This is a genomic window from Lysinibacillus boronitolerans JCM 21713 = 10a = NBRC 103108, from assembly GCF_000772935.1.
Taxonomy (GTDB): Bacteria; Bacillota; Bacilli; order Bacillales_A; family Planococcaceae; genus Lysinibacillus; species Lysinibacillus boronitolerans.
In genome coordinates this window covers 42,095-68,222 of sequence record NZ_JPVR01000060.1, presented here as the reverse complement: position 1 = coordinate 68,222, position 26,128 = coordinate 42,095, and the positions used below count along the sequence as shown (strand labels likewise).

Genomic DNA, 26,128 nt, shown 5'->3' with positions numbered 1-26,128 from the left:
GGATTGTGGTTCCGGCATTCGTGGGTTCGATTCCCATCAGTCGCCCCATCTAATATAAAATTAATAAACATCATAATACAATGGCGATTGTGGCGAAGTGGTTAACGCACCGGATTGTGGTTCCGGCATTCGTGGGTTCGATTCCCATCAGTCGCCCCATTGTTGGGGTATAGCCAAGCGGTAAGGCAACGGATTTTGATTCCGTCATGCCTAGGTTCGAATCCTAGTACCCCAGCCATTTTTGCGGAAGTAGTTCAGTGGTAGAACACCACCTTGCCAAGGTGGGGGTCGCGAGTTCGAACCTCGTCTTCCGCTCCATGTATGACGGCGGCATAGCCAAGTGGTAAGGCACGGGTCTGCAACACCCTTATCACCGGTTCAAATCCGGTTGCCGCCTCCATATTTTAACTGTTAATCGGTTTATCCGATTTTTTTTATCTCCATTATGCCGGTGTGGCGGAATTGGCAGACGCGCACGACTCAAAATCGTGTTCCTTTGGAGTGTCGGTTCGACCCCGACCACCGGTATCAATTACAACGAAGAATCCTTGATTTATTAGGGATTCTTTTTTTATTGTAAAAAATTATAGAATGTATATAAACATAGATAAAAAAAGAGGTAGACTGAATGGGTCTTATTGTTGCCTATACAACAGCTATATTATATGTAATCACGATGATCGTGGTAACGTTAACTAATAGATAAATGTGTGCTTGTCTTCTATTATAGGTACTATATTCATACAACAATTGATATTCACAGTTCGTATAAAATAGTAAGACCGTGATTAAAAATCAAAAAATAGCAATTCATTCAAGGCGAGGTTCTATAACAAAATAAGATTTTAGCAAGTAAAGATAAATAAAATTCACAAAAGAAGCCACTCTATGGGATAAAAATGCCTTTATAGAGTGGCTTTCTATATCATCCCTACATTTTAACGATTAGTTCATGCTCTGTTCATTTAACAATTATAAGCTATGAGTAATCAAAGAAATGGAGGGGTTAGTGATGAATCTTGCCTGGAAAGAAATGAAGAAGAATAAAGTACGGTTTTTAATCTTGGGCTCCATTATCTTCCTAGTTAGTTTTTTAACGTTTATTATCTCGGGTTTAGCAAATGGTCTGTCACAGGATAATGCAGCTTTAATTAAGGATTTGCCGAAGGGACAATTTTATATGGCTGAGGATGCGGATGGCACGTTTAATCTTTCAAGAATCGATAGCGATCTGCAACAGAAAGTCATAAGTAAAGAAAAAGAGGCAGTAGCATTTTCGATCCAGATGGGCTTTTTAAACGATCAGGATGATAAACAGCAAAGTGTAGCCTTTGTGACATCAACGGAATCTAAACTTTTTAGCAATGTGCAACAAAACGAGGTGCTTTTGGATCGTTCGCTGCAAGATAAAGGAATTCAAGTTGGAGATATATTAACGAATAATCAGTACGGTGGAAAGTTTATTGTAAAAGGTTTTGTAGAGCAAAAAAAATATAGCCATGCTCCCGTTGCTTATATTAGTGAAAAGGCTTATCAGGAGATGTATCGAGTAGATGATAAGCAGTTAATTTTTGTACCAAATAGTGAGCCAAATGATATTAAGGGATTGCAAGCTTATAGCAATAAAGAATTTCTCAATACTATCCCTAGTTATAATGCGGAACAGTTATCTTTAAATATGATTATCTGGTTTTTAGTGGTGATTAGTGGGATGTTGTTTGCTATTTTCTTCTATATGATGAATGTACAAAAAATTGGCTTGTATGGTATTTTAAAAGCGATTGGATTAAAAACAAGTAAGCTATTTAAAATGATTTGGACACAGATGGCTATTATTACAATTTTTTCACTTATTGTATCAGTCAGCCTTAGCCAGCTTTTCAACGTCGTTGCTCCTAAGGGGATGCCATTCACCTTATCAATGGGTACTACAACACAGTTATCCATTGTGTTCCTCCTCATAGGCTTTATCGGTGCTACATTATCAGGAATACAAATTAAAAAAATTGAACCGTTACAAGCAATACAGCAAGGGGAGGCTTAATCATGACGGTATTTACAATGGATGAAGTACGAAAAACGTTTAAGAATGGAGAAGTCGAGGAGGAAATCTTAAAGGGCATCAATCTTTCTTTAAAAGAGGGAGAGATTACAGCATTGGTAGGTGCTTCTGGCTCTGGGAAAAGTACATTATTAACGATAGCAGCAGGATTACAACCAGCAACAGATGGGCAAGTGCTATTTGAAGAACAAAATCTAACTATGATGAGCCCTGAACAGATACGAAAATTACGTGCAAGTAAATTCGGCTTTGTTTTTCAATTTGCACATCTCGTCCCATTTTTGACAGTGGAGGAGCAATTGTTATTAATGTTAGATGTTGCTGAATCTTCATTAAAAAAGAATGAACAGAAATATGAAGTCAATCGGCTATTGGAGTTAGTTGGAATGGAACATCGTAAAACTGCCTATCCTTCTTCCTTGTCAGGGGGAGAGAAGCAACGTGTAGCGATTGCTCGTGCCATTATTCATCAACCAAAAGTATTGTTTGCAGATGAGCCAACAGCAAGTTTAGATTCACAGCGCTCAAAAGAGATTATGTTGTTATTAAGAACATTAACAAAAACTTTAAATATAACAACATTATTAGTGACGCATGACGAAGAAATGTTGGCTTATACAGATCGTATTATTAAAATGAGCGATGGTGTCGTATTATAAAATAAGCAGGGCTCCCATTAGTAGGGAGCCTTGTGTAATATTAGGTTAAACGTGCATTACGACTCACTTTACAAACCATTCTCATTAACGCTTTGTGTAGAAAAGGAAAAATAGTAAAAACAACATCCAGAGTTTTGCGCATGGGCATTGGGCAAATGATAGGCTTATTTTGATGAACACCTTCTATAGCCATTTTTGCAATTCGCTGAGGAGAGATCATTTTTTGCTGCTTTAATTGTTTGGTGATAATGGATTTATCCATATGAATCGCCTTTGCATTATCGAATATTGGTGTATCCACAAAGGTTGGACATAAGGTACTCACCTTAATCCCAAATTCCTCAGCCTCATAGTGTAGAGAGGTTGTTAGCCCTATAACAGCATGTTTGGTAGTGGCGTATGCAGTAGAAAAAGGAGAAGGCCCTAACCCTGCAGCAGAGGAGGTATTGACGATATGTCCAAAACCTTGTTTTTTCATAAGTGGGTAGCCTATTTGAGTCCCATAAATGACACCCCATAAATTAATGGCCATAATTTCCTTCCAATCCTCAATAGTCATTTCACCCATCTCTCCATACATAGCGATACCAGCATTATTAAACAGATAATCTATACGGTGAAATTCTTCAAAGACATCATGAATGACAGAAGCTACATTTTTGTAATCGGTTACATTTAAAGGTACAAATTTTGCATGAACAGCATCCTTATTTAACTCTGCTTCTAATATACGACCCTCATGTTCTTGAATATCAGCAATAATGACAAATATATGGCGAGCAATTAATTCCTGGCAAATAGCCTTTCCTATCCCTGATACACCACCTGTAACAACTGCAACCTTTCTCATCTTTAGAACCTCCTGATTTTGTCTCCTTCGTCTTTATAAAGTTCAATGATAGAGCTATATTGCTGTGCCACTAAATCAGCACCTTTACTATTTAAATGAACACCATCCAAAGTTAAATGTAGCCCTCTTTTTTGAGATAATTTATCGATACGTAAAGGATTTTTGTAAAATAAAACATCCAGTAGGACTCTTATTACATTCGTATTAATAAAGCCTGAGCACTCCAAATGCTCTAAATGCTCTTTAAAGATATTTTGCATATTCACAAAATAAATGTTGCCAGATTTCAATGCAATGGACTCCATAACGGACGTTGGGTCTTTTATTTCTTTGTTAGAGTGATTTTGAAGATCTTCTCCTACTAATGCTGGAGATACTAACACTACATTTTTAGAAGCGGCATGTGCCTTCTCTACTACTTTGAGGCAGTACTCTTCGAATTCAATATGATCCTTCACCACTGGTTGTGCTTGCACCTTTAATAATTTTGAATAGACGTCATTGACGCCTATCCAAATAATAAGGAGATCATAGGAAGATTGGAGTGGTGCTTTTTCCAAGCGAGTAAATAAACTTTTAATCGTCTCGCCTGGATTGCCAAGATTATCGAATGAAATATGAGGATATTGAAGTTTCAAGACATTATAAAATGAAACGCCTGGACGACCTTCTGTTAAGCTATCACCTATTAAACCTACTTTCATTTAAATCCCACCTTTTTTAATTTCTTTTAAGAAAATCGTTATTGCCTGTTGAAAGAGTGGTTCTAATGATTTTAAATTTTGAGTATTGGTGAGCTGACATAATCCACCTAGCCATGTACCAAGTAAGATGGTCCATGTATCAACATTGCCATTAATAAATTCGTTTTTGTCGATGCCCTCTTGAAGAATTGCTCGATAAGCATTCATTGGCGTAATAGCTAAATTAAATAACTGTTGTATAGAATCAGGACTTGATTTTGGATTAGATGCCAGTTCCTGACCTGACTTTAGTAAAGGTGTTTGATACTCATAGAGGACATGCATGGCCATACCATACAATTTATCTGTTGATGTGGTGTATGAAGATTCTTGTTGCAACCATTTGTCATGCCAATTTTTCATCGATTGCTGCGCCAAAAGCACAAATAACTTTTCTTTATTTTCGAAATGATAATAAATATGTCCTTTACTATAACCAGAGGCTTTCGCAATATCACCAACAGATGTCTGATTATAGCCATGTTGAGAAAATAATTGGATGGCGTGTTTGATAATTTCAATCTTTGCCTTATCACTGTCATAGCGTCTTTTACTCAATGTTGTACTCCTTTAATAATTTGAACAGTCGTTCTAATTTAATTATACATAATTTTCTAACTAATTAAATACATAAATTTTTTATTCGGAATATTGTCAAATTTCTAAAGCCTTTAGGAAGGGAATTCCAATTAATTGTTGAATTATTTGTTATGCTAAAAATAAAGAGGAGGCATATGGATGGGAAGAGTGATTGGCTTTGAATTAAATAGTCAGGAACCGGAGAAAGCGGCAGCTTTTTATAGTAAAGTGTTTGGCTGGGAGGTGGCAGCTCCAAATTGGGATTATTGGGCAGTTATGACTGGAAATGAAGACAAAGCTGGAATAAATGGTGGCATTGGTAAAGGACCAAGCGATTTTCCACATGGTACAAGAATTCAAATTGAAGTCGATGCAATTGACGAAGTCATTGCACAGGCAAAACACAACGGTGCTACTATTTTGCGTGACAAAATGGCGTTTGATGATTTCTATCTTGCTTATTTGGTCGATCCGACTGGAATAGGGATTGGATTAATTCAATATAAAAATAACGAATAAAGTCTCTTTTAATAGAGGCTTTTTTCATTTTAAGCATATGAATACGCCTTTATGGGTAAAGAATCGAAGGAGGAGGGATAATATGAAGAACATATTGAAGCTAGTATGTTTGATCCTGATAACGATTGGTATTTTACCAAAGGAAGTGCAGGCAGCCAACTTTATCGATCTAACGGATGATACATTGACTACAGAAATTCATTATTTAGTAGAACAGGATATTGCGAAAGGGTATTCGAATAACTTGTTCAAGCCGAATGATTATATTACGAAAGCACAGGTAGCTGTAATGCTAACACGTGCTTTAGGATTAAACACGATCCATGTACAAAATCCAAACTATCAAGATGTAACAACCACCCATAAATTTTATAAAGAAATTGCGGCTGTGCAAAATAAAGGTATATTTGATACAGCCCATAAATTTCAACCAGATGCACCGCTTACAAGGGGGGAAATGGCGATTGTGCTAAGTAGGGCCTTTCAATTAAAAGGTTCAGATCCTTATTATTTTACAGATGTGAGTAAGCAGACACCGGGTTATAAAGAAATTTTAACTCTGGCCCATAATCATTTAGTAAGGGGCTATGAGAATGGTTCGTTTAAACCTAATGACCCTGTTACACGCGCCCATTTCTCAGCGTTTTTAGCAAGAGCAATGACGCTATCAAAGCCTAACTTGCTAAAGGACCCCGCATTTGAATATACGTATGCCTATTATTCTTTAAGTGACAATAAGCGTTATACTTTAAACTATCAATATCAGCAACACGACGGTAAAAATGATGTATGGACAGTCAAAAATGTAACTACAGGACAAACTATTTCTGATGAGCTTTTATATGGTCATGATCGAGCATACGGTCAAGCCGTTGCTAGTGAAGCTAACACACATTATGATTTATATATAGAACTGCCACTTAGAATAGGTGTTGTTTTACATGAAGATGATCCAGGGATTTCTGCCGGGGAACGAGTAACTGTAAAATCTACTGATGGCACAGTACAAGCTGGTGAAGTGCAATATACGGGCGTGGTTATAGTAGAGAAAAGGTCAGAATTTAGTGATGTGGTGAAAACTTATTATTTTGTAGATGATATAGGATTAGTCAAAGAGCTACACAATGACATAGTTGTGTTTGAATTGCTCAATCGGACAATGAAATAATCTGAAAAGGAAAGCAAGCCACCGATGGACTTGCTTTCCTTTATTGTTGTAATGAGATATGAAAAAAACGCTGTAGAGCTTGCAGCCATTCCTTCTCAGTGTTTGTTGTATAGGTAGTTAAGGATTGACCTTCATAAATTCTAAATTCGTTGTTCATCATGGTATGACGACCACGAGTGGTTCGAATCATAGCAATTTTATTTATTTGCTTGGAAAGTCGCGGTGCAAATTTTGCATCATTGGCATTATCGTGAAAACTATAAAGCAATCGCCAACTATGTTTAGCTTGTTCCAACAGCATCCAACCATTCGCTTCATCATAATCTATTTTATATAATTCTTTACCTTCACGATGTTGATGGCCAGCAATTAGTGGCACTGGTTTACAGGGCGCTAAGGCACCGACACCTACATCCGAGATATAGAATTGACCCCCATCATTCACTAACAATAATTGATGCATGGGGATTTCCTCTGGAGGAGTATTTTCCGTTATGTTGCGCCAAAACTGAGCATAGCGATTGGTGACAGAAAAGCCAAGCTCCCGTAAGAGCCAGCTGAATAAGATATTTAGTTCAAAACAATTGCCACCACGTTTATCAATAATTATTTTTTGAAATAAATCAGGAATAGCGAAGGAGATCCCACGGTTCAAGGCAACATCTAAATTTTCATAGGGAATGTTTAATAGATGTTTAGTTTGTAATTGTCCAAGTAGCTGTATAGATGGCTCTAACGTTCCTTGAAATTGAATATGCTGTAAATAGTGCTGAATCTGTTCATTCATACAATCGCCTCACTTCCTTATTAATAACATAACCGAAATAGTCTAGGATTACACGCATAAAATGAAGTAGGAAATGATAGAAAAATAGATAAATAACTAGTAAGATTAATATATTAGCTACTATAAAGTGAAATATTATACATATTAGTTAATAATATTGATAGTAAGGTAGGTATCGTATAAAGAATGAAATGGATAGAAGTGAATACATACGAGGAACTTAGTGAAGTGGCAGCTACTATTTTCTCCAAACAAATACAAGAGAAACCTGATAGTGTTTTAGGTTTAGCAACTGGTGGATCACCTGTAGGTATGTATAAGAAATTAGTGGCTCGACATCAGGCTGGCCATTTATCTTTTAAAAAAGTACAAACCTTTAACTTGGATGAGTATGTAGGTCTTGAGCAAACAAGTCCAGCAAGCTACTTTACATTTATGCATGAGAATTTATTTAATTTTGTGGATATACAGCCGGAAAATATCCATTTGCCAAATGGGAAGGCAGCCAATTTAGCAGAAGAATGTGCTGCATATGATAAGCGCATTGAAGAAGCAGGAGGCATTGATTTACAGCTTCTTGGCATTGGTGTAAATGGACACATCGCTTTTAATGAACCAGGCACATCGTTTGATTCCAAGACGAATATCGTGGAGTTAACAGAGTCCACAAGAACAGAAAATGCTATTTACTTTGATGATCCATCTGAAGTACCAACACATGCGATTACAATGGGCATTCAATCCATAATGAAGGCAAAGGAAATCATCCTCATTGCCTTTGGTGAAAAAAAACTCCCAGCGATTGAAAAATTGAAAAGTGGTCATATTACAGAAGAATTTCCAGCTAGCCAATTATTAAACCATCCTAATGTTACAATAATTTATGGCGGTACGAATTAGGAAAAATACGCGAAGACTTCTTAGGATTGAAGTCTTTGCTTATTTGTTTTTCCTGATAGAATAACTCCTGCAACAACCGCTAGTCCACCTATAAGCTGAAATGAATGCAATTTCTCATCAAGAAAAAGGACGGCAAAAATGGAGGAGAAAACAGGAATGAAATTTAAATAAATACTTGCCTTGTTCGCTCCAAGCTGTATAACACCACTGTTCCAGCAGAGAAAAGCAATGATAGAGGCAAAAATACCAACATATAAAATAGCAGCAATGGTTGCCCATTCCCAATGAATTGCTGTTGTACTAGACAGTGTTTCATAGAGAGAAAAAGGGAATAACACAGTAGCTCCAATTCCAATCGTCACTAGAAAGGTAGACTGCCCTGGTAATCGAGTTGCATACAGTTTAATGAGCAATGAATACACGCTCCAACAAAATACCGCTGCGATTACAATTAAGTCCCCTTTGTTGAAAGTAAAATTGACAATCCTTGTAAAAGAGCCACCCATTATAATAAAGGCAACTCCACTCAGTGATAGAACAGTCCCTATTAACTGATATTTTGATAGTTTTTCCTTTAAAAAAATAAAGGAAAGTATGTAAATCATTATGGGCGTAGAAGAGTTCATCAACGATGCATTAATGGATGTTGTGTAATGCAATCCAATGTAAACAAGTGTGTTAAATGCTGTAACACCTGTTAACGATAGAATGATAACAATGAACCAATGATTTTTTAGTATCGGCCATTCGCGCTTTAATTGGCGGAATGCAATGGGAAAAAAGATAATAAATGCGACACACCAGCGTAAAAAGGCCAGTGTTAGGGGAGGGATAGCTCCACTAACGGCACGTCCAATAACAAAATTACCACCCCATAAAAGAGTTGCCAGTACTAATAATATAAATGGTGGAATTTTCATGATGCGATAACTCCTTTATTGTTCGAATATTAAGGTTAATTATAGGCATCTAGCATAGTAATAATCAATGCCTCTAAAGTTTTGCTATGCTAAAATAAGGAAAACAAGAGGAGGAATAACTGTGAAAAGTACCGTACCATGTTTACAAGAGGGAGATTTAGTTGGTGTTGTTGCGCTTTCAAGTCTTGTTGAGCCTGAAAAACTAGGAGAAGCAGTAGCCTTTTTAGACGAATTGGGACTTCGCTATATTGTGGGTGAAACGATTCATGCAAAACATGAATATTTAGCAGGGAGTGATGAAATCAGATTAGCTGATTTTCATGAGATGGTAAAAAACCCAGAAGTCAAAGCCATTTTTTGTGTAAAGGGAGGCTATGGCTCTGCCAGATTAGCTGAAAAAATTGATTATGCCTTAATAGAAGAAAATCCTAAAATTTTCTGGGGCTTTTCTGATGTTACATATTTACATTGTGCGATTAATGAATATGCCAATATGGTAACATTTCATGGGCCAATGCTTATGTCAGCTAATAAGATGGATGATTTATCAAAGAAAATGTTTTTACAGCTATTCTCTCCGATGGAAATTCAGTATACAGAGGCGATTTCTCCGTTAACAACGATTGCTGGAGGTATCGCACGTGGTGAAGTAATTGGAGGAAATCTCTATCGTCTTGTCAGCACACTTGGTACCAAATTTGAAGTGAGGACTGAAGGCAGGATTTTATTAATAGAGGATGTAAATGAAACAATTCCAGTTATTGATTCGATGCTTCAGCATTTAAAACAAGCAAGGAAACTTGAGCAATTAGCAGGAGTCGTCATTGGTTCATTTACACAGACAGGATCTGATGAAGCGGCACTTCATTCGTTAATGAAGGAGTATTTTGCAGATTTAGGGATTCCAGTCGTGGCAGGATTTAAAATTGGACATGAAACAACGAATATTGCCATTCCATTAGGAACAGAGGCTATTTTAGATGCACAGGAAAAGATGTTGAGGCTATTACCAGGCGTGCATGAGGAATAAGAAGACGTAAGTAAGATGAATATAGAAAGAAAACTTTATGAAGCAGCGGTAGCATTAGCAGAAAAAAGATACCCCTCTGGATGGGGAGGAGCCGCAGCTTTATATACCGCAGATAGGCAAATTTTAACAAGTGTCGCACCAGAGGTCATGAATGCTGCTACTGAATTATGTATGGAAACAGGTGCCATCCTAGAGGCACATAAATTGAATACAAAGGTTACGCATTCGATTTGTGTTGCTAGGGAAGACGAAACATCTAAATTTGTAGTGCTGACACCCTGTGGAGTCTGCCAAGAAAGACTTTTCTATTGGGGAGAGAATGTAAAGGCGGCGATTACGAATGCAGATGGTGAATTGGTATTTAAATCATTAAAGGAAATTCAACCTTATCATTGGTATAAGGCTTATGAACAATAAACAAAAGACATTACAAAAAATGTAATGTCTTTTCTTAGTGTTGAAAAACAAAACAGTCAATTGAAAGGTAGAAATGGATTTCAATTGCAGACTACTTGCTTTCCTGTGTGAGCGCCGAGCTGCTTCCTCCGCTATCGCTCCGTTTAGAGGCTCGCCTGTCTCATATCCCACGAGAGGTCTAAATACAGATAATGGGCTATTTGATCTATGAAAAAGTAAAGACCTTTGCAGAATGGTTGATTGGAGCGGAGCCAGCGTCACTCCTAGGAGATTTAGCGTCGCAGGTGAGACCCTGGAGCGAACGGAAATGAGTGAAGCGGCTCAGGGATGCCCCCTGGATCATCTTTTTTAGCTTCGTTAATAAGGCTCGGCATCGTGTCCTTTCTTCACTGCATCTTGAGGTGCTTGATCACCATTGATATTGCCAAGTGGTTTTGATGCCGAGGAGTCTTTTTGAGCGTTGTGCAAACCTTCCTTCAGTAAGCGACCATATTCTTCATCGGCTTCTTCTGCTAAAGCAATCATGGCGTTTTGAATGTCCTCATGACAGACCGATAGATCACGTATTAAATTTTCAAGAAGTTCATCGCGCTCCCACTGTTCAAAGTTACGATAAGTTTCACCAGCCTGTTTGGTATTACTTTGACGATCAATCGATTCACGAACAAGGTTTCCTTCAACAAATGGTGTATATTCTTTACCAGCCTGCGTTGCTTCCTTTAATCCATTCAGCATGGATGGCTCATAATTAATATGTGGATTTTGGCCAGGTGCCAAATCACGCTTATACATCATCTGCCCGCCATGTTGATTGGTTGCTACACGTTTTTTCGGTGCATTAATTGGAAGCTGTAAGTAGTTGGCACCTACACGATGGCGTTGTGTATCTGAATAAGAGAAAGTACGACCTTGCAACATTTTATCATCAGAGAAGTCTAAACCATCGACAAGTACCCCTGTGCCGAAAGTAGCCTGTTCTACCTCAGCAAAATAATCTTCAGGGTTTTTGTTTAATACCATTTTGCCCACTGGATACCATGGGAATTGATCGTTAGGCCAAAGCTTTGTATCATCCAATGGATCAAAATCAAGCTCAGGGTGTGGACCATCCTCCATAATTTGAACATGTAGCTCCCATTCAGGAAAGTCTTTACGTTCGATGGCATCATATAAATCTTGTGTAGCATGATTGAAATTCTTCTGTTGGATTTCTTCTGCTTCTTTTTGTGTTAAATTTTTAATTCCTTGAAGCGGTTCCCAATGATATTTGACAAGGACTGCCTTGCCTTCACTATTCACCCACTTGTACGTATTAACCCCAGAACCCTGCATCATACGATAATTTGCAGGAATTCCCCATGGAGAGTACACGAATGTTACCATATGGAAGGTTTCTGGTGAGCTAGCACAAAAATCAAAGAAACGTTCAACGTTTTGAATATTAGTAATGGGATCAGGCTTAAAAGCATGAATCATGTCTGGAAATTTCAGCGCATCGCGGATAAAGAAAATTTTTAAATTATTGCCCACCAAATCCCAGTTGCCATCCTCTGTATAAAACTTTACTGCAAAACCACGGGGATCACGTAATGTTTCTGGAGAGTGACCACCATGGATAACAGTTGAAAAGCGCACAAAGACAGGCGTTTTCTTCCCTTTTTCCTGAAAGACTTTTGCGCGTGTATATTTAGAAATGGGTTCTTTGCCAACAACACCATAGGATTCAAAATACCCATGTGCTCCAGCACCACGAGCATGCACAACCCGTTCTGGAACTCTCTCTCTGTCAAAGTGGCTCATCTTCTCTAGAAAATCATAATTTTCAAGTGTTGCAGGACCGCGATTACCAACTGTTCTTAAATTTTGATTGTTTGTAATGGGATGTCCCTGTCGATTGGTCAATGTCATATCTTGCTCATGTGTTGAATCATTTTGCTGTGTCATAGTATGACCCCTTTCCTATAGATACTTCCATTTTGTCCTTGAATGGGGCAAACTAGTCATCCAAATTATTCTTTGAGTAAATAAAAAAGCTCTCCATACATAAATGTAGGAGAGCCTTGGATGGCGTTTTCAAATGGAATCAAGTTGTTTTGAGTATGGCCATTGCTTATAGTTGGTCATTAGTCATCGGTCATACAGTAACAGGTAACTTGTTATTGGTTTTTAACTAATTAGCTAAAAAAGCTAGATTTGAAAACAGCACATCCAACTCGGTTTGGAGTCTCACCGCCCCGAGTCTAGAAATAGCGGGAATCGTCAAAATTAATTTGAATACTGTAATTTTTTGAATTGATAAGATTGGATAGTTTATGTGCATCCTTTTCGAGTTGCGTTGCTCGTTCTCGGTATTCATCTGGCTCATACAAAGCGATTTCATATAACATTGTATTTTCGCCATAGCCAAATCTTACACTCTCTTTTTCTCGCATACTGAAATCTTTACACAAATCAGCCTCGGCACGGAGTTGTGTTGCTAGTTCGATGGCTTCTACTAGTGCTAGCTTTTGCCCTTTAAAGTCTACTGTGTTTTGGATGTTTGCTTCGTAAACGAGGCGGTCTAATGTACGAGTATCTAGACGAACTTGTGCTAAGTCAGCTTCAATAAGGGAGAGTGCTCGATTACTTGTTTTAGGAGCTTGTCCCTTTTCAACTGTTACAAAGGCGCTACGATGTAGTTCGCTTACTAGCTCCTGAGTTTTCTTTCCTAAAATACTTTTTAGTTTAACAGCTTCTGCAAGATTAATCACGAAAACACGTCCTTTTTATAGTGTTATAGATGGTACATCATTTGATAAAAGGGCTATTTGATAATGTCCGCCATGAATTTGATTAAACATTTTCCCAGCTGACGCAAGCAGTTCGTTCGCTTTGTCATTTGTAAAGGAAGGGCGGAAATAAAAAATATGTAACGCATCAGTTGTTTCCTCTGTGACAGCTGTGCGTTTAGAATCAACAAATGGTGAGCCAAATGCTCCTACCTTATCACGACTGTAGAGAATATTTGCTAATGTGTTAAAGCGCCCATTCAAACCTTCATAACCAATTTCGTCATGACCAAGATCAATTTCTACAAAACCTTTGATTTGAGCGACATCATATAGCCCAATAGGCATTTCATATTGAAGAGAAAAGAAATTATTTAAATCAACACCCGAATGAATTGGTGTTAAATAGTTTTGCTTACTAATTCGACGCATTAAGCTTTCTGCAGAGTGGCGATAACGATTTGGATCAGCACCAAGCTTTTTCCAGACTTGGCGCCATTCCGCAATACCCTCACGCTGTGTGACAGGAAGTTCTTGCATTTCAAGAAAGAGATTTTCTTGATACAATTGCATACGCCCTTTAATCATTTGAGGGGATTCCGCTACAACAATTTTGGTATAATGAATAATGCCGATTTTTAGCTCGGGATGTTGCGTTAATAGAGTTTGGTTAATGGAAATTTCCAATGAACATCACCTACTTTATCTATTTCTAATATTGTACCATGTAAGGAGTTGGAAATAAAATGAACATACACGACCTACAACGTGATTTTGTGGCATATGCGATGTCCATTGGTGTTGATAAAATAGGTTTTACAACTGCAGCTCCCTTTACAGAATTAAAAAACAGATTGCGTCGCCAGCAGGAGCTCGGCTATCAATCAGGATTTGAAGAAAGTGATATTGAAAAGCGTACAGAACCCCTTCAATTACTAGATGAAGCAGAGAGCATTATAGCAATAGCTGTTGCTTACCCTTCACGTATGCAAAATGCACCAATTGGTAAAAAGGGTGCGCGACGTGGAATTTTCTGCCGTGCTTCATGGGGTGTCGATTATCATACAGCATTACGTGAGCGATTAAAGCTATTATCTGCTTGGCTTGAGAAACAAGTCGAAGGTGTACGTATTGAATCAATGGTTGATACAGGAGCACTGGTAGATCGTGCGGTAGCTGAACGAGCAGGCATTGGGTGGAGCGGAAAAAATTGCTCAATTATAACGCCTGAATTTGGTTCCTATGTGTATTTAGGAGAGCTTATTACAAATATTCCATTTGCGCCAGATAAGCCAATGGAGGATGAATGTGGAGATTGTCGCCTGTGCTTGGATGTTTGTCCAACAGGAGCATTAATTCAAGGTGGACAATTGGATGCACAGCGCTGTATTGCTTTTCTAACTCAAACGAAGGGAACATTACCAGATGAGTTTCGTAGTCATATCGGTAATCGACTCTATGGCTGTGATACATGCCAGACAGTATGTCCTAAAAATAAAGGAAAAATTAATTGGATACATGAAGAATTTGTGCCAGATCCAGAGCTAGCCAAACCATTATTGACACCGCTTTTAACGATTTCTAATCGAGAATTTAAGGCAAAGTTTGGACATGTTTCAGGCTCATGGCGTGGGAAAAAGCCTATTCAGCGTAATGCCATCTTGGCACTAGCTCATTTTAAAGAGGAAGCCGCCATACCAGATTTGATTGCTCTACTTCATAAAGATGACCGTCCTGTCATTCGAGGCACAGCAGCATGGGCTTTAGGTAAGATTGGCGGGGATACAGCACAAACTGCCTTACATGAAGCAGAAGCTACAGAGCAGGACGAAGAAGTGCTAAGTGAAATTTATAAAGGTTTGCAGTTTTTTAAGTAACATTGGATGTAGAAGCAAATGACTAACTAATGAAGGGATGAAATCAATTGCTTGGAGTTCCTTGATTGAGAGCGGAGCCGCTCCAAAAGAATAAGCCTTCGTTAACTTTTTAAAGAGCCAACTTAAAGAATTTTTTAATAAGGGAAGTGTGTCGTTATGCCATTGCATATCGTTTTATATCAACCAGAAATACCAGCTAATACGGGGAATATTGCCCGTACCTGTGCGGGTACTAATACATCGCTCCATTTAATTCGTCCGCTAGGTTTTTCAACGGATGATAAAATGCTGAAACGGGCGGGCTTAGATTATTGGCATAGTGTAAATATTGTCTATCATGATTCACTTGAGGATTTTATAGCGTACTCTAAAAATGGAGATGTTTATTTAATCGAAACATACAGTGATGAGCCATTTACGAAAAATGATTTTAGTGATCAAGATCGTGATATTTATTTTATGTTTGGAAAAGAAACTACGGGTCTGCCGAAGGACTTTGCTTATGAACGCCGAGATATGTGTTTACGTATTCCACAAAGTGATCATGTGCGTTCACTTAATCTGTCCAATACGGCTGCGATTGTTATTTATGAGGCATTACGTCAACAAGGATATCCAGGTTTACATTAAAAAGCAGTTCTCCGCTGAGAGAACTGCTTTTTTATACTAAAACTTTAATAACACAACATTCCCCGCAGGATCCTCTGTTTGAAACCCTCCGATGATTTCTGTAACTGGTGCGCCTATACCACGAAGATTATTTTTCATCGTTGCCGCTTGTTCTTCGTTATCTAAACGCAATGAGAACGTTTTTAAGCCAACTTGATTTTTTCCAAGCCTTGGTGCATTCTCTGAGTGCCAAGTATTTAAACCGATATGATGATGGTAACGGCCTGTAGAAATAAATAATGCTTGGGACCCGTAGCGTGTGACAATATCATATCCTAATCCCTTTGTATAAAATTGCTCTGCTTCAGCCAAGTTAGAGACCGATAAATGAATATGGCCCATTACTGTGCCAGCAGGTAGACCAAGCCAGTTTCCATCTCCCTCTTCTAAAATAGAACGAATATTGAGTGGTTCTGTCACCATATGCACCTGATTGTTATGCCATGCCCATTCACTTTCAGGACGATCGGCATAAATCTCGATTCCATTATGATCAGGATCATTTAAATAGAGTGCTTCACTTACAGCATGGTCAGAAGCCCCAAGGTACACACCTTTTTCTTGAAAATGAGAAATGACATTAGCTAAGTCACGTCGACTAGGTAATAATAGGGCGAAATGATAAAGTCCTGTCGTCATGCTAAGCTTATCTTCCACGGTTTTAGGCTGAACAATAGTTAATAGAGCTGTTTCACCATCGGCAGTTAACATAGCTTTATGTGAATCTTGGTGTAACACGTTAAAGCCAATAATTTCTTGATAAAAGGTTAGAGAGCGTTGTAAATCACTCACTTTAATCTCAACATTCGTTACATACGTGTTAGGTTTTTCATGAAAATGCATTTAGAATTCCTCCAGATAGTTATCTTTTTTCATTAAGTTACTTTATGTAAGTTAGTTTATTTTAAAAATAAAGGAAAGTCAAGTATTTCTATTGTTCCACAAAAAAAGAAAATCACTAAGCTTTTCTAAAAGCTTAGTGATTTTCTTGAGATATTATTTGTCAGCTTTGTAGTCGCCTTCGTATCCAGCAGTGAAAATAGCTGTTAAGAAAGCAACTGTTACACCAATGATTAATAATAATTTCATGGAAGTAACCCTCCTCATGTTATAAAGAAATCTCTTTTTAGTATAGCCTATCTACATAAAAAATGAAACGACATAGCAGAATAAAATATGTCAGAAATGGTTCAAACAGCTTGATATCGGGAAAACTAAAAGTGAGGTGATCAGTATGGAAAAAAAGGTGCCAAATATTGAAAATGGGACAATGGTGAGAGATATGAAGGAATTAAAAGATTTGGGCAAGCAGATGGAGCATTTACGTGATGGGCTAGAGCTTGCAGAGGATGAGCGCATCGCTGATCCAATTCAATTGGAAGATGTTGAACAGAAGAAAAAATAGTATTAACTAGCCGCTTTATTTTTCTTAAATCCAATTTTTTGTATAATGGTACTAGGAAAAGAAAGGGGTTGTGCTTTTTGAATTTACAATCAACGAAAACATTATCAAATGGTGTAGAAATGCCTCGTTTTGGCTTAGGTGTTTACAAAATGACAGAACGTGAGGAAACATTACAGGCTATTGATAAAGCTCTTCAATACGGTTATCGAGCTATTGATACAGCTTCCTTATATGGTAATGAGGTAGAAGTAGGAGAAGCTATTCGGCATTCAGGCATTCGTCGTGAAGATATTTTTGTTACAACAAAAGTATGGAATAATGACCAAGGATATGATGCAACATTACGTGCCTTTGAGGTTTCGCTAAAGAATTTAAATATGGATTACTTAGATTTATATTTAACTCATTGGGCTGTCCCTGAAACATTTGAAGAAACATATCGAGCTATTGAACGCCTTTACGATGAAAAGTTAATTCGCGCAACAGGAGTATCGAATCATCATGAGCATCATTTAGAAAAAATATTGGCAAAGGCAAATACTGCGCCAATGGTCAATCAAGTGGAGATACATCCCTATTTACAGCAGCAGCCATTAAGCGAATTTTGTAGTGAACACCAAATTGCTGTTACTGCATGGTCTCCACTAGGGCGTGGTGGCGTACTTGCCGATCCTACTATTATTGAAATTGGGAAAGAAATCAATAAAACCCCTGCTCAAGTAGTACTGCGTTGGCATTTACAAAATGATACACTCGTTATTCCAAAATCTGTAACACCGAGCCGAATTGAGGAAAATGCACAAATTTTTGATTTTGAATTAACACAAGAACAAATGAAGAAAATGGCAACATTAAATCGTAACCAACGATTTGGACAAGATCCTGATCATTTTAAATTTGATTTTTAAAAAATGATTAAATCCCGCTCTCCAATAGAGGCGGGATTTTTCTTATTGCTCGTCCTTGACGATAATACGTTTATTTAAAAATGGATGGTCAAATTCTAATTGAATGGCATGCAGTTCGTAGTCATCACTTGCAGTTTCTCGTGCACCATACATTGTATCCCCAATAATTGGATGGCCGATATAGGCTAAATGCACACGAATCTGATGTGTTCGCCCAGTCTCAAGTATGAGATGAACAACACAGGAATTTTTGTAACGCGCCACCACTTCATAGTGTGTTACAGCATGCTGTCCAGTTTTGGACACAACACGTCTTGTGGCATGGTGTCGGTCTTTGCCAATTGGTTCAGCAATCGTTCCAGAAGACGTTCGTAAATTACCTTGCACCTCTGCTGCATACGTACGAATAATGGTTTTTTCCTCAATCATTCGATCGAAAATGGACTTTGCTAAAGGGTGCTTTGCTACTAGCAATAAGCCCTGTGTCCCTTTATCAAGACGATGAACATGTTCAGCATAAATGCCACCTTGTTCTTTGATATGTGCCATGACATGGTTCATACATGTATGTGTATCTCGAGCATCATTAGGATGTGTTGCCATACCTTTTGGCTTTGATACGATTAAACAATGGTCGTCCTCATAGACTACATCAATAGCACATACAGGTGTTGGTTTGTAGCTAGATGTTGGAACAGGAAACGTAAATTTGATTATTGTTCCAGCTTGTAAAGGTGTATTCCATTGAATCAGCTCATCATTTGCCAATGTGATGGCTTTGGCCATACGCAATTCATGTACGAGCTTTTTACCAAGTCGCCATTGGTTACGTAGCAATTCTTCCACACTTAAGTTATCTTCAGCGATTTCATAATGAAACATAGATCTTCCTCCGTAGAAAAAACCGTATTCCAAAGGTAGAACACGGTCTTTCGATTATTTTGCAGCTTTAGCAGCTTTTATTAAATAAAAGCTTGCCCCTGCGATTAAAATAAATGCAGTTAATGCTAAAAACGGAATAGTAATAAAGCCTAACCAGTTAATGTATTGTCCTGTACAGGAAACTGCGCCACAGGAAGGGGCATTTTCAGCTAAAAAGCTAAGCTTTTGAATTCCATAATGGTAAAGTGAAATACAGCCGCCAATCACAGAAAAGACAGCTGTTGTGACAGCAATACGCGCATTTTTTTGAATAAATGCTACTGTCGTCATAATAACAATTGGATACATAAAAATACGTTGAATCCAACATAATTTACAAGGTTCATAAAGACGAATTTCAGAAAAATATAATGAACCTAATGTTGCTATAGCAGAAACAATCCAAATAAATAATAAGCCATTTTCCTCTTTTTTAGACATTTCCAATCTTCCCTTCATAAAACCATGTCCTTGTTCGATTATAGTGGTTCTAGTTTTATATGTAAATCAACTTACACAAAATAAGGTATGCGATGAATTTCAGTCTAAAGTATGAACGGTGGAAGCAGACGCCTTCAATAGCTTAATGGTATCATTAACAATAGTAATGCTAAAGAAGAGGTGTTTTCGTGAGGGAGAATGAGCATTCCAATATCAGTATTTTAAAAGAAATTGCTGAACTATTAAATGAAGAAACTGAAATTGTCACAATGCTAAAGGGTGCACTCATCAAATTTTTAAATGGCACAAATTTTGAAACAGGCTGGATTTTTTTTATTGATGCAAAGGGGCGCTCAGAACTTGTTGTCCATGAAAATTTACCAGAGGCATTGGAATATAACAATTGCCATTATTTAAAAAAGGGTGGTTGTTGGTGTGTATCGCGTTATCGTAATGAAGAGCTAAAAAAAGCCTCCAATATTATCGAGTGTCAGCGTATCGAAAGTGCCATAGCCGCTAATGTTGGGGATCATGAAGGAATCACACATCATGCGACAGTACCTCTTCAATCTGGACAAGAACGTTTTGGGGTATTAAATGTCGCATCTAAGGATACAGTGCGCTTTTCAGAGGAGGAGCTTGCTTTATTAGAATCAGTTGCCTTTCAGATGGGTTCAGCTATTAAGCGAATTTTACTGACAAAACAGGAGCAGGAAATGGCACTTGTGAAGGAGCGTAATCGTCTAGCTCGTGATTTACACGATTCAGTCAATCAACTACTATTCTCAGTTACGTTAACTGCCAGAGCTGGTATTGAAATGACGGATGATTGTGAAGTGAAAGAAACGTTTAAAGAGATTCAGCATTTAACACAAGACGCACTTACAGAGATGCGTGCGCTAATTTGGCAATTGCGGCCTAAAGGGTTAGAAAATGGTTTGCTTGAGGCCATTAAAGTTTATGCCGAAATGCTTGGCTTAAAACTACATGTAACAGTTTCAGGCGTATTGCAATTTCCCTCACGTATTGAAGAAACATTATTTCGCGTAGCTCAAGAGGCGTTAAATAATGTACGTCGCCATGCAGGTGTATTAGAGGCAGCATTGTATATTACTGTTACATCGACAGATATTTTGTTGGTTATTCGTGATGAGGGACGAGGCTTTGTCATTGACAACAATACAAAGTTGCTTTCAATGGGCTTACAATCTATTAAGGATCGTGCAAAATCAGTGGGTGGAACTGCCGACTGGGTAAGTGAAATTGGTAAAGGTACGGAGTTGCTAATCCGCTTGCCATATTAAGGGGGAGAGGACATGATACGTGTATTAATTGCAGACGATCATCACGTGGTGCGTAGAGGACTACTGTTTTTCTTAAAGACACAAAAGGATATTGAAGTTGTTGGAGAGGCAAAAAATGGGCACGAGGCTGTAGCACTAGCTGAAAGCATCCAACCAGATATTATCTTAATGGATTTAGTAATGCCTGAAATGGATGGCATACAGGCGACGAGACGCATCAAAGCGAAGTTTCCGCAAATAGAAATTTTAATGCTTACTAGCTTTTCTGATCGAGATCATGTGATTCCAGCTATGGAGGCAGGAGCGGCAGGCTATCAGTTAAAAGATATTGAGCCAGATGAATTGGTTTTATCCATTCGTCGTATTATGCGTGGCGAAAACACCTTGCATCCTGAAGCAACGACAACGCTTGAAATGGATCGCCAGGAGTCACAGAATGCACCTCATTTATTAAATCCGCTGACACCTCGTGAGCAGGATGTGCTAGCAGAGCTTACAAAAGGAAAGAGTAATCGGGAAATTGCATCCTCACTCTTTGTCACAGAAAAAACGGTGAAAACCCATATTTCGAATATTTTTACAAAGCTACAAGTCCAAGACCGTACCCAGGCAGCGCTGTATGCTGTTAAGCACGGGCTAACTGAGGGTAGCGGTATGTAAAAAAACGGCGAGCTTCTACTCACATAGTAGCACTCGCCGTTTTTTACATTATTTATGTTGAGCAAATAATTTTTTGGATATCTCTAATAATGTAGAGCTTGGTGATAGTGCTAAATCTTCCTCTAGTTTTTGCTTATATGTTTGGAAAATTTTGAGCGCCTGTTCATGAAGTCCTGCCTGTATTAACGTATATAAATAGTGCTCAAGCTTTTGTTCATTATAGGGATCATATTCTATTAATGCATGTAAAAATTCCATAGCTCTTTCCGTATCTGAAAAAATCGTTGTTTGAAACCCTTTTTCTAATAGCTCTATGTATGATTTCATTAATTTATCTTTATAGGCAGTTGCCCATTCATAATCATCAAAAACAAATAAGCCATTCTTATAAATAGAAAGACATTGATTAATCAAAGAAATAGAGGGGATTTCGAGTCGTGAAAAATCTTCATGAAGTTTTTGAAAGTCGTATAAATCACATACAATATTTGGCTTTTCGAAGATATAGTATTTATTTGAAAAGACAATACAATTTTCATAGCCAATTGTATTTAGCGTTTTCCTTAAATAAGATAGAGCTGTATGAAGATTTGATTTGGCTCGTACATAATCTAAATCTGGCCATAGAATTTCAATTAAATAATCTCGATGAATTGGTATATTTGGATGCAAAATAAAATAAGCAAACAATTCTTTCGTCTTTTCTGTTTTAAACGCCACTAAACTATTGTTACTATAGACGGCAAATTGATTGAAGCATTGGACATTTAATACAGTTTGTGAAGCCTGTTGAAGCATTTGCTGAATAGAAAATTCATGCTCAATACGTGCTACTGTTTTTTCTAAACGTGCATGACTAATAGGCTTTAATACATAGTCGAGACTGCCAATTTCATAGGCTTGTAATGCAAATTCATGATAGGCGGTAATGAAAATAACACTGACTTGTGGACGCTCGGTTTTGATAATATCAGCAACCTCAAGTCCTGATAATTCTTGAAGTTTTACCTCTAAAAAGATAGCCTCAAACTCCATAGATGGCAGTTCATTCAGAAATACTTCTACGCTTGTAAAGGTTTGAATCACCTGTATTTGTTGAAAGGCATGTAGTTTATTTTGAAAATAGTGTAAAGCTAAAGGTTCATTGTCTATTAAAACGGCTCGAATCACATCAAACTCTCCTTTATACAATTAAATTAAAAACATTAAACTCTAGTTCATTTTGGGTGAAGAGGCTTCCTATATATAGTGAAGGGCAAGAAAAGTGAAAATCACTCAACTTTTCTATTAAAAATTTGATACTAGAAAAAAGCAATTTATGTGGTAGTTCTTTCACGGGTGAGAGTCAATGAATCCTGATATGTGTTGTCATATCTTGTCAAATCCATTCAAAGAAAGTTCGCCGTTCATTATATAGAAGATAAAAGTTTTTTATGTTGTGTTAAGAGAATTGAAATAATTGTTTAGGCGTTAAAATCAAACTATTCTTATACAAAAATGAAACAACATAGTATTGGGAATATAAGATGCATAGGAGTAAAAGCCTTGTTTTTTCTTTTATTGTTAAAATAGTATAATTGTTGTAACAATAATTAGGCGTTATTATAGTACATTTGTCTTAAAAAATACTCAAAAAGTACTTAAAAAATACTTAAAAAGATAGGTTGTTAATTAAAATAGAAGGTATATATAGGAATAATGGGATAGCATGAAAGGAGATTTTACCATGAAATTAGAGCGTCTTCTCACAATGACAATGATTTTAATCAACCGAAAAAAAGTTAAGGCACAAGAATTAGCAGAGCTATTTAATGTGTCAATTCGTACAATTTATCGAGATATTGAAACACTGAGCTGTGCTGGTGTACCTGTTATTAGTCAGCAAGGCGTAAACGGTGGCATTAGTTTAATCGATGGCTATCGTGTTGATAAACAAGTGTTGACGAAGGATGAGCTCACATCACTTTCTATCGCGATTAAAAGTGCTTTGACTACCTATGAAGATTCCCACGCTGAAGCAGTGCTTGAGAAAATAACGAGTATTGCGGATGATCATGTAAAACAATCGATGGACCATCTATTCGTGGATCTTAGTCCATGGGGACCAAACGCTCTCTTTAAAGAGCATATTACGACGCTCAAGACAGCAATACAGAGTAAGCGTTGTATAAGGTTTCATTATTCTACTACTTATGGTGAGCAAACAAGCAGAATAGTCGAACCACATACAATTGTTCAAAAAGGGAAGATATGGTATTTGTATGGCTATTGTACATTAAGAAAGGACTTTCGTTTATTTAAGCTTGCGAGAATGAAACATTTGCTTCAAGTTGATTCGACCTTTGAGCGTAAGGAAGTGAATTTAAGTGAACTCCCTTGGGGTAAAGAATGGCATCAACCGCAAAACGTAGTCGATTTAGTCATTTCTTTTGATAAAGACATTACAACATTGGTGGAGGAATCCTTTGGTGCAGAGCATATAGACCATGAACGATCCATGATTTATATATCTATACCCGAAGATGAATGGCTTTATGGCTTCTTGTTAAGCTTTGGGCATCGCATTAAAATTATGGAACCACCTTATATAAGAGATATAATCCAAAATCGAGCTTTAGAAATTGTTCAATTATATAAAAATCTAGATAATTGATGACAGACAGTTGTCAGGTTTCCTTTGCTATAGTAAGTACAAATAAAGTGAAAGGTGGAATGACGATGCAAAGCTATTGTCAAAGCTGTGGTATGCCTTTAGTAGAAGAGGCGTTATTGGGTACTGAAAAAGAAGGAGACAAAAGTCTGGAGTATTGTATATATTGTTACGAGGGAGGCAAGTTTAAACAACCCCAGTTAACAGTAGAAGAAATGATCGAAATTTGTGTACCACATCTTAAGGACGGTGGTATGCCGGAAAACGAAGCACGTAATATGCTGACTTCCTTTTTACCAAGTTTGAAGCGATGGAGAAAAAGTGAGGGGAAGGAACCAAAAGTAGTTGAATTAACCGCATTTAACATCGTAGGTATTTCAACTCAAACAAGTAATGCAAATGAAATAACAGAGCATGCTAAAATTCCACAATTATGGGATCACTTTTATCAGCAAAATATTGCGGGCCAAATAGCCGAACGAAAAAATGGTCATGTCTTTGGTTTGTATTCAGACTATGAGACGGATGTGAATGGTAATTATACTCTTACACTAGGAGTAGAGGTAAATAATGATGACATTCCAACTGATTTAGTAGTTAAAATGATTCCAGCAGCTAAGTATCTAGTATTTACATCAGATAAAGGCACGATGCCTGAAGTTGTCATCCAAACCTGGCAAGAGATTTGGGCATGGTTTGCAAAATCTAAAGTTGAACGAACATATACAGGCGACTTTGAACTGTATGATGAACGATGCGCTAATCCACATGAATCGCAAGTGGATATTTATATAGCTATTAAATAAAAAAAGTCTCTTACCATTCAATTGGTAGGAGACTTATCTTCGTTTTATTGAGAAATTATATGTGGCTCAATATGCACAAGAACCTGACAAAAGCGATTTTCACGCATAATGGTATGTTCGATTTCTTCGGTTATGCGATGACTTTCAAAGACATTTAAATAAGGATCCACTGTAACGGTTACGTCGATGAAGTACATATTGCCATGTGCACGTCCTTTAAAATCTAAAAGCTCTATCACTCCGTCCACGTTACGGATTAACACCGATAACGTTTCAACTTCATCAATATCAAATGCATCTGTAAGACTTTGAACAGCTTCCCAAAAAATTTCTACTGCTGTTTTAATAATTAAAAAGGCAACAATGAGAGCTGTAAGTGAATCAATGATCGGAAAGCCGAAAATGGCTCCAAAAATACCAATGGCTGTACCTATACTGACAAGTGCATCAGAGCGATTGTCAAAGGCAGCTGCTTTAACAGCGGCACTTTTTATTTTTTTAGATAGTGCTAAATTATAGCGGTAAACCACATACATCACAACTGCACTACCTATTGCTACATAGGCCGTTAACAGTGAAGGTGTTGTACCAGTGGGCTCCCACAAGCTTTTTAGTGAACTAACTAATACTTGGAGACCAACAACAAGCATAATGAACGATGCTACTAAAGAAGCAACAGTCTCAGCACGTAAATGTCCGTATTGGTGATTGGAATCAGGTGGTCTTTGGGCAATACGTAAACCAATCAGTACCGCGATGGATGCAATGATATCAGTGGTGTTGTTTAAACCATCTGCCTTCAGTGCCTCAGATGTACCAATGTAGCCTATTGTTAGCTTAGCAGAGCTTAGGATTAGATATGTACCAATGGATAGCCATGCACCTTTTTCCCCTTGACGTAAATTTGTATAGAGCTCCATTTTGTTTCCTCCTCGCAAAACTTTCGGACATTAGAAAACGACCCCCTTTTAAAAAGGGAGTCGTTTTCATCTATTTATTACGGACGTTGCTCCCACCTCTATAAGGTGTGAAGAAAAGACCATATTTATAGCCTAGATTACAAGCGTGCTTCTAATAGTACCACG

At 37.6% G+C, this 26,128-nt stretch carries 28 protein-coding genes and 5 tRNA genes; 20 read left to right on the top strand and 13 right to left on the bottom strand.

Annotated features, from left to right (window positions below; all coding sequences use genetic code 11):
* The first annotated feature begins 83 nt into the window (after nucleotides 1-83).
* The 7 genes from CD31_RS03985 to CD31_RS03955 all read left to right on the top strand — a co-directional run bounded on the left by CD31_RS03985 (nucleotide 84) and on the right by CD31_RS03955 (nucleotide 2,721).
* Nucleotides 84-159 (top strand) — tRNA-His (locus CD31_RS03985).
* Between the two features lie 4 nt (nucleotides 160-163).
* A tRNA-Gln gene (locus tag CD31_RS03980) sits at nucleotides 164-238 on the top strand.
* A gap of 5 nt (nucleotides 239-243) precedes the next feature.
* A tRNA-Gly gene (locus tag CD31_RS03975) sits at nucleotides 244-318 on the top strand.
* 8 nt (nucleotides 319-326) lie between these two features.
* A tRNA-Cys gene (locus tag CD31_RS03970) sits at nucleotides 327-400 on the top strand.
* A gap of 47 nt (nucleotides 401-447) precedes the next feature.
* Nucleotides 448-528: transfer RNA gene (locus CD31_RS03965), tRNA-Leu, on the top strand.
* 484 nt (nucleotides 529-1,012) lie between these two features.
* A complete protein-coding gene (locus CD31_RS03960; RefSeq protein ID WP_036075901.1) occupies nucleotides 1,013-2,044 on the top strand; it encodes an ABC transporter permease in 1,032 nt (343 codons plus the stop codon).
* Between the two features lie 2 nt (nucleotides 2,045-2,046).
* The gene (locus CD31_RS03955) at nucleotides 2,047-2,721 is read left to right on the top strand and encodes an ABC transporter ATP-binding protein (RefSeq protein ID WP_016992088.1); all 675 of its coding nucleotides are present in this window, start codon (nucleotides 2,047-2,049) and stop codon (nucleotides 2,719-2,721) included.
* Nucleotides 2,722-2,761: 40 nt separating this feature from the next.
* Here CD31_RS03955 and CD31_RS03950 read toward each other — a convergent pair whose 3' ends face one another.
* Genes CD31_RS03950 through CD31_RS03940 form a run of 3 tightly spaced genes read right to left on the bottom strand, consistent with a single transcriptional unit; the run spans nucleotide 2,762 to nucleotide 4,872 of the window.
* A complete protein-coding gene (locus CD31_RS03950; RefSeq protein WP_036075899.1) occupies nucleotides 2,762-3,571 on the bottom strand; it encodes an SDR family NAD(P)-dependent oxidoreductase in 810 nt (269 codons plus the stop codon).
* A gap of 2 nt (nucleotides 3,572-3,573) precedes the next feature.
* Entirely contained in the window at nucleotides 3,574-4,275 is a 702-nt protein-coding gene (locus tag CD31_RS03945; RefSeq protein ID WP_036075898.1) for an SGNH/GDSL hydrolase family protein, read from the bottom strand.
* Nucleotides 4,276-4,872, bottom strand: a complete 597-nt coding sequence (locus tag CD31_RS03940) for a TetR/AcrR family transcriptional regulator (RefSeq protein ID WP_016992091.1) — start codon at nucleotides 4,870-4,872, stop codon at nucleotides 4,276-4,278. It abuts the gene before it with no gap.
* A gap of 180 nt (nucleotides 4,873-5,052) precedes the next feature.
* Here CD31_RS03940 and CD31_RS03935 point away from each other — a divergent pair, with 180 nt between their 5' ends.
* Both CD31_RS03935 and CD31_RS03930 read left to right on the top strand, forming a co-directional pair.
* Complete coding sequence (locus CD31_RS03935) at nucleotides 5,053-5,412, top strand: VOC family protein (RefSeq protein WP_016992092.1); 360 nt, start codon at nucleotides 5,053-5,055, stop codon at nucleotides 5,410-5,412.
* Between the two features lie 82 nt (nucleotides 5,413-5,494).
* Nucleotides 5,495-6,580, top strand: coding sequence for an S-layer homology domain-containing protein (locus CD31_RS03930; protein WP_036075897.1), 1,086 nt, complete (start codon nucleotides 5,495-5,497; stop codon nucleotides 6,578-6,580).
* A 40-nt stretch (nucleotides 6,581-6,620) separates the two neighbouring features.
* On the opposite strand, the gene CD31_RS03925 is transcribed toward CD31_RS03930, so the two are convergent.
* Nucleotides 6,621-7,367: an arylamine N-acetyltransferase family protein gene (locus tag CD31_RS03925; protein ID WP_016992093.1), complete on the bottom strand. Its 747-nt coding sequence runs from the start codon at nucleotides 7,365-7,367 to the stop codon at nucleotides 6,621-6,623.
* A gap of 186 nt (nucleotides 7,368-7,553) precedes the next feature.
* Here CD31_RS03925 and nagB point away from each other — a divergent pair, with 186 nt between their 5' ends.
* Nucleotides 7,554-8,267 (top strand): glucosamine-6-phosphate deaminase, encoded by a 714-nt coding sequence (gene nagB, locus CD31_RS03920; protein ID WP_016992094.1) that lies wholly within the window; start codon nucleotides 7,554-7,556, stop codon nucleotides 8,265-8,267.
* A gap of 20 nt (nucleotides 8,268-8,287) precedes the next feature.
* Here the strand turns inward: nagB and CD31_RS03915 are convergent, their stop codons facing one another.
* Nucleotides 8,288-9,187, bottom strand: coding sequence for a DMT family transporter (locus CD31_RS03915; protein ID WP_036075896.1), 900 nt, complete (start codon nucleotides 9,185-9,187; stop codon nucleotides 8,288-8,290).
* A gap of 121 nt (nucleotides 9,188-9,308) precedes the next feature.
* Between CD31_RS03915 and CD31_RS03910 the strand changes: the two genes are divergently transcribed.
* Together CD31_RS03910 and CD31_RS03905 are read left to right on the top strand one after the other, a co-directional pair.
* Nucleotides 9,309-10,217 (top strand): S66 peptidase family protein, encoded by a 909-nt coding sequence (locus CD31_RS03910; protein ID WP_036075895.1) that lies wholly within the window; start codon nucleotides 9,309-9,311, stop codon nucleotides 10,215-10,217.
* Nucleotides 10,218-10,232: 15 nt separating this feature from the next.
* Nucleotides 10,233-10,634 carry a cytidine deaminase gene (locus CD31_RS03905; protein ID WP_036075894.1) on the top strand — a complete coding sequence of 134 codons (402 nt, stop codon included), beginning with the start codon at nucleotides 10,233-10,235 and terminating at the stop codon, nucleotides 10,632-10,634.
* 357 nt (nucleotides 10,635-10,991) lie between these two features.
* On the opposite strand, the gene CD31_RS03900 is transcribed toward CD31_RS03905, so the two are convergent.
* From CD31_RS03900 to CD31_RS03890, 3 genes are all read right to left on the bottom strand, one after another.
* Entirely contained in the window at nucleotides 10,992-12,578 is a 1,587-nt protein-coding gene (locus CD31_RS03900) for a catalase (RefSeq protein ID WP_036075893.1), read from the bottom strand.
* Between the two features lie 296 nt (nucleotides 12,579-12,874).
* Nucleotides 12,875-13,384, bottom strand: coding sequence for a hypothetical protein (locus CD31_RS03895; RefSeq protein ID WP_036075892.1), 510 nt, complete (start codon nucleotides 13,382-13,384; stop codon nucleotides 12,875-12,877).
* Between the two features lie 15 nt (nucleotides 13,385-13,399).
* Nucleotides 13,400-14,089: a B3/B4 domain-containing protein gene (locus CD31_RS03890; RefSeq protein ID WP_036075890.1), complete on the bottom strand. Its 690-nt coding sequence runs from the start codon at nucleotides 14,087-14,089 to the stop codon at nucleotides 13,400-13,402.
* Between the two features lie 59 nt (nucleotides 14,090-14,148).
* Between CD31_RS03890 and queG the strand changes: the two genes are divergently transcribed.
* Complete coding sequence (gene queG, locus CD31_RS03885) at nucleotides 14,149-15,279, top strand: tRNA epoxyqueuosine(34) reductase QueG (RefSeq protein WP_036075888.1); 1,131 nt, start codon at nucleotides 14,149-14,151, stop codon at nucleotides 15,277-15,279.
* Nucleotides 15,280-15,435: 156 nt separating this feature from the next.
* Complete coding sequence (trmL, locus tag CD31_RS03880) at nucleotides 15,436-15,909, top strand: tRNA (uridine(34)/cytosine(34)/5-carboxymethylaminomethyluridine(34)-2'-O)-methyltransferase TrmL (protein ID WP_016993721.1); 474 nt, start codon at nucleotides 15,436-15,438, stop codon at nucleotides 15,907-15,909.
* A gap of 36 nt (nucleotides 15,910-15,945) precedes the next feature.
* Here trmL and CD31_RS03875 read toward each other — a convergent pair whose 3' ends face one another.
* Complete coding sequence (locus CD31_RS03875; RefSeq protein WP_036075886.1) at nucleotides 15,946-16,791, bottom strand: VOC family protein; 846 nt, start codon at nucleotides 16,789-16,791, stop codon at nucleotides 15,946-15,948.
* A gap of 391 nt (nucleotides 16,792-17,182) precedes the next feature.
* Here CD31_RS03875 and CD31_RS23475 point away from each other — a divergent pair, with 391 nt between their 5' ends.
* Both CD31_RS23475 and CD31_RS03870 read left to right on the top strand, forming a co-directional pair.
* Nucleotides 17,183-17,353 (top strand): hypothetical protein, encoded by a 171-nt coding sequence (locus CD31_RS23475; RefSeq protein ID WP_004230831.1) that lies wholly within the window; start codon nucleotides 17,183-17,185, stop codon nucleotides 17,351-17,353.
* Between the two features lie 77 nt (nucleotides 17,354-17,430).
* The gene (locus CD31_RS03870) at nucleotides 17,431-18,261 is read left to right on the top strand and encodes an aldo/keto reductase (RefSeq protein WP_016992136.1); all 831 of its coding nucleotides are present in this window, start codon (nucleotides 17,431-17,433) and stop codon (nucleotides 18,259-18,261) included.
* A gap of 42 nt (nucleotides 18,262-18,303) precedes the next feature.
* On the opposite strand, the gene CD31_RS03865 is transcribed toward CD31_RS03870, so the two are convergent.
* The gene (locus CD31_RS03865; RefSeq protein ID WP_016992135.1) at nucleotides 18,304-19,143 is read right to left on the bottom strand and encodes an RluA family pseudouridine synthase; all 840 of its coding nucleotides are present in this window, start codon (nucleotides 19,141-19,143) and stop codon (nucleotides 18,304-18,306) included.
* Nucleotides 19,144-19,197: 54 nt separating this feature from the next.
* Entirely contained in the window at nucleotides 19,198-19,623 is a 426-nt protein-coding gene (locus tag CD31_RS03860; RefSeq protein WP_036075885.1) for a disulfide formation protein C, read from the bottom strand.
* A gap of 188 nt (nucleotides 19,624-19,811) precedes the next feature.
* Between CD31_RS03860 and CD31_RS03855 the strand changes: the two genes are divergently transcribed.
* On the top strand, nucleotides 19,812-20,927 hold the full coding sequence (locus CD31_RS03855) for a GAF domain-containing sensor histidine kinase (protein ID WP_036075884.1): 1,116 nt from the start codon (nucleotides 19,812-19,814) through the stop codon (nucleotides 20,925-20,927).
* A 12-nt stretch (nucleotides 20,928-20,939) separates the two neighbouring features.
* Nucleotides 20,940-21,587, top strand: coding sequence for a response regulator (locus tag CD31_RS03850; RefSeq protein ID WP_016992133.1), 648 nt, complete (start codon nucleotides 20,940-20,942; stop codon nucleotides 21,585-21,587).
* A 48-nt stretch (nucleotides 21,588-21,635) separates the two neighbouring features.
* Here the strand turns inward: CD31_RS03850 and CD31_RS03845 are convergent, their stop codons facing one another.
* Complete coding sequence (locus CD31_RS03845; protein WP_016992132.1) at nucleotides 21,636-22,757, bottom strand: response regulator; 1,122 nt, start codon at nucleotides 22,755-22,757, stop codon at nucleotides 21,636-21,638.
* 556 nt (nucleotides 22,758-23,313) lie between these two features.
* On the opposite strand from CD31_RS03845, the gene CD31_RS03840 reads away from it, so the two are divergent.
* Complete coding sequence (locus CD31_RS03840; RefSeq protein WP_036075883.1) at nucleotides 23,314-24,240, top strand: helix-turn-helix transcriptional regulator; 927 nt, start codon at nucleotides 23,314-23,316, stop codon at nucleotides 24,238-24,240.
* Between the two features lie 65 nt (nucleotides 24,241-24,305).
* Nucleotides 24,306-25,043 carry an effector binding domain-containing protein gene (locus CD31_RS03835; RefSeq protein WP_036075882.1) on the top strand — a complete coding sequence of 246 codons (738 nt, stop codon included), beginning with the start codon at nucleotides 24,306-24,308 and terminating at the stop codon, nucleotides 25,041-25,043.
* Between the two features lie 44 nt (nucleotides 25,044-25,087).
* Here the strand turns inward: CD31_RS03835 and CD31_RS03830 are convergent, their stop codons facing one another.
* On the bottom strand, nucleotides 25,088-25,963 hold the full coding sequence (locus tag CD31_RS03830; RefSeq protein ID WP_036075881.1) for a cation diffusion facilitator family transporter: 876 nt from the start codon (nucleotides 25,961-25,963) through the stop codon (nucleotides 25,088-25,090).
* Between the last annotated feature and the right edge of the window lie 165 nt (nucleotides 25,964-26,128).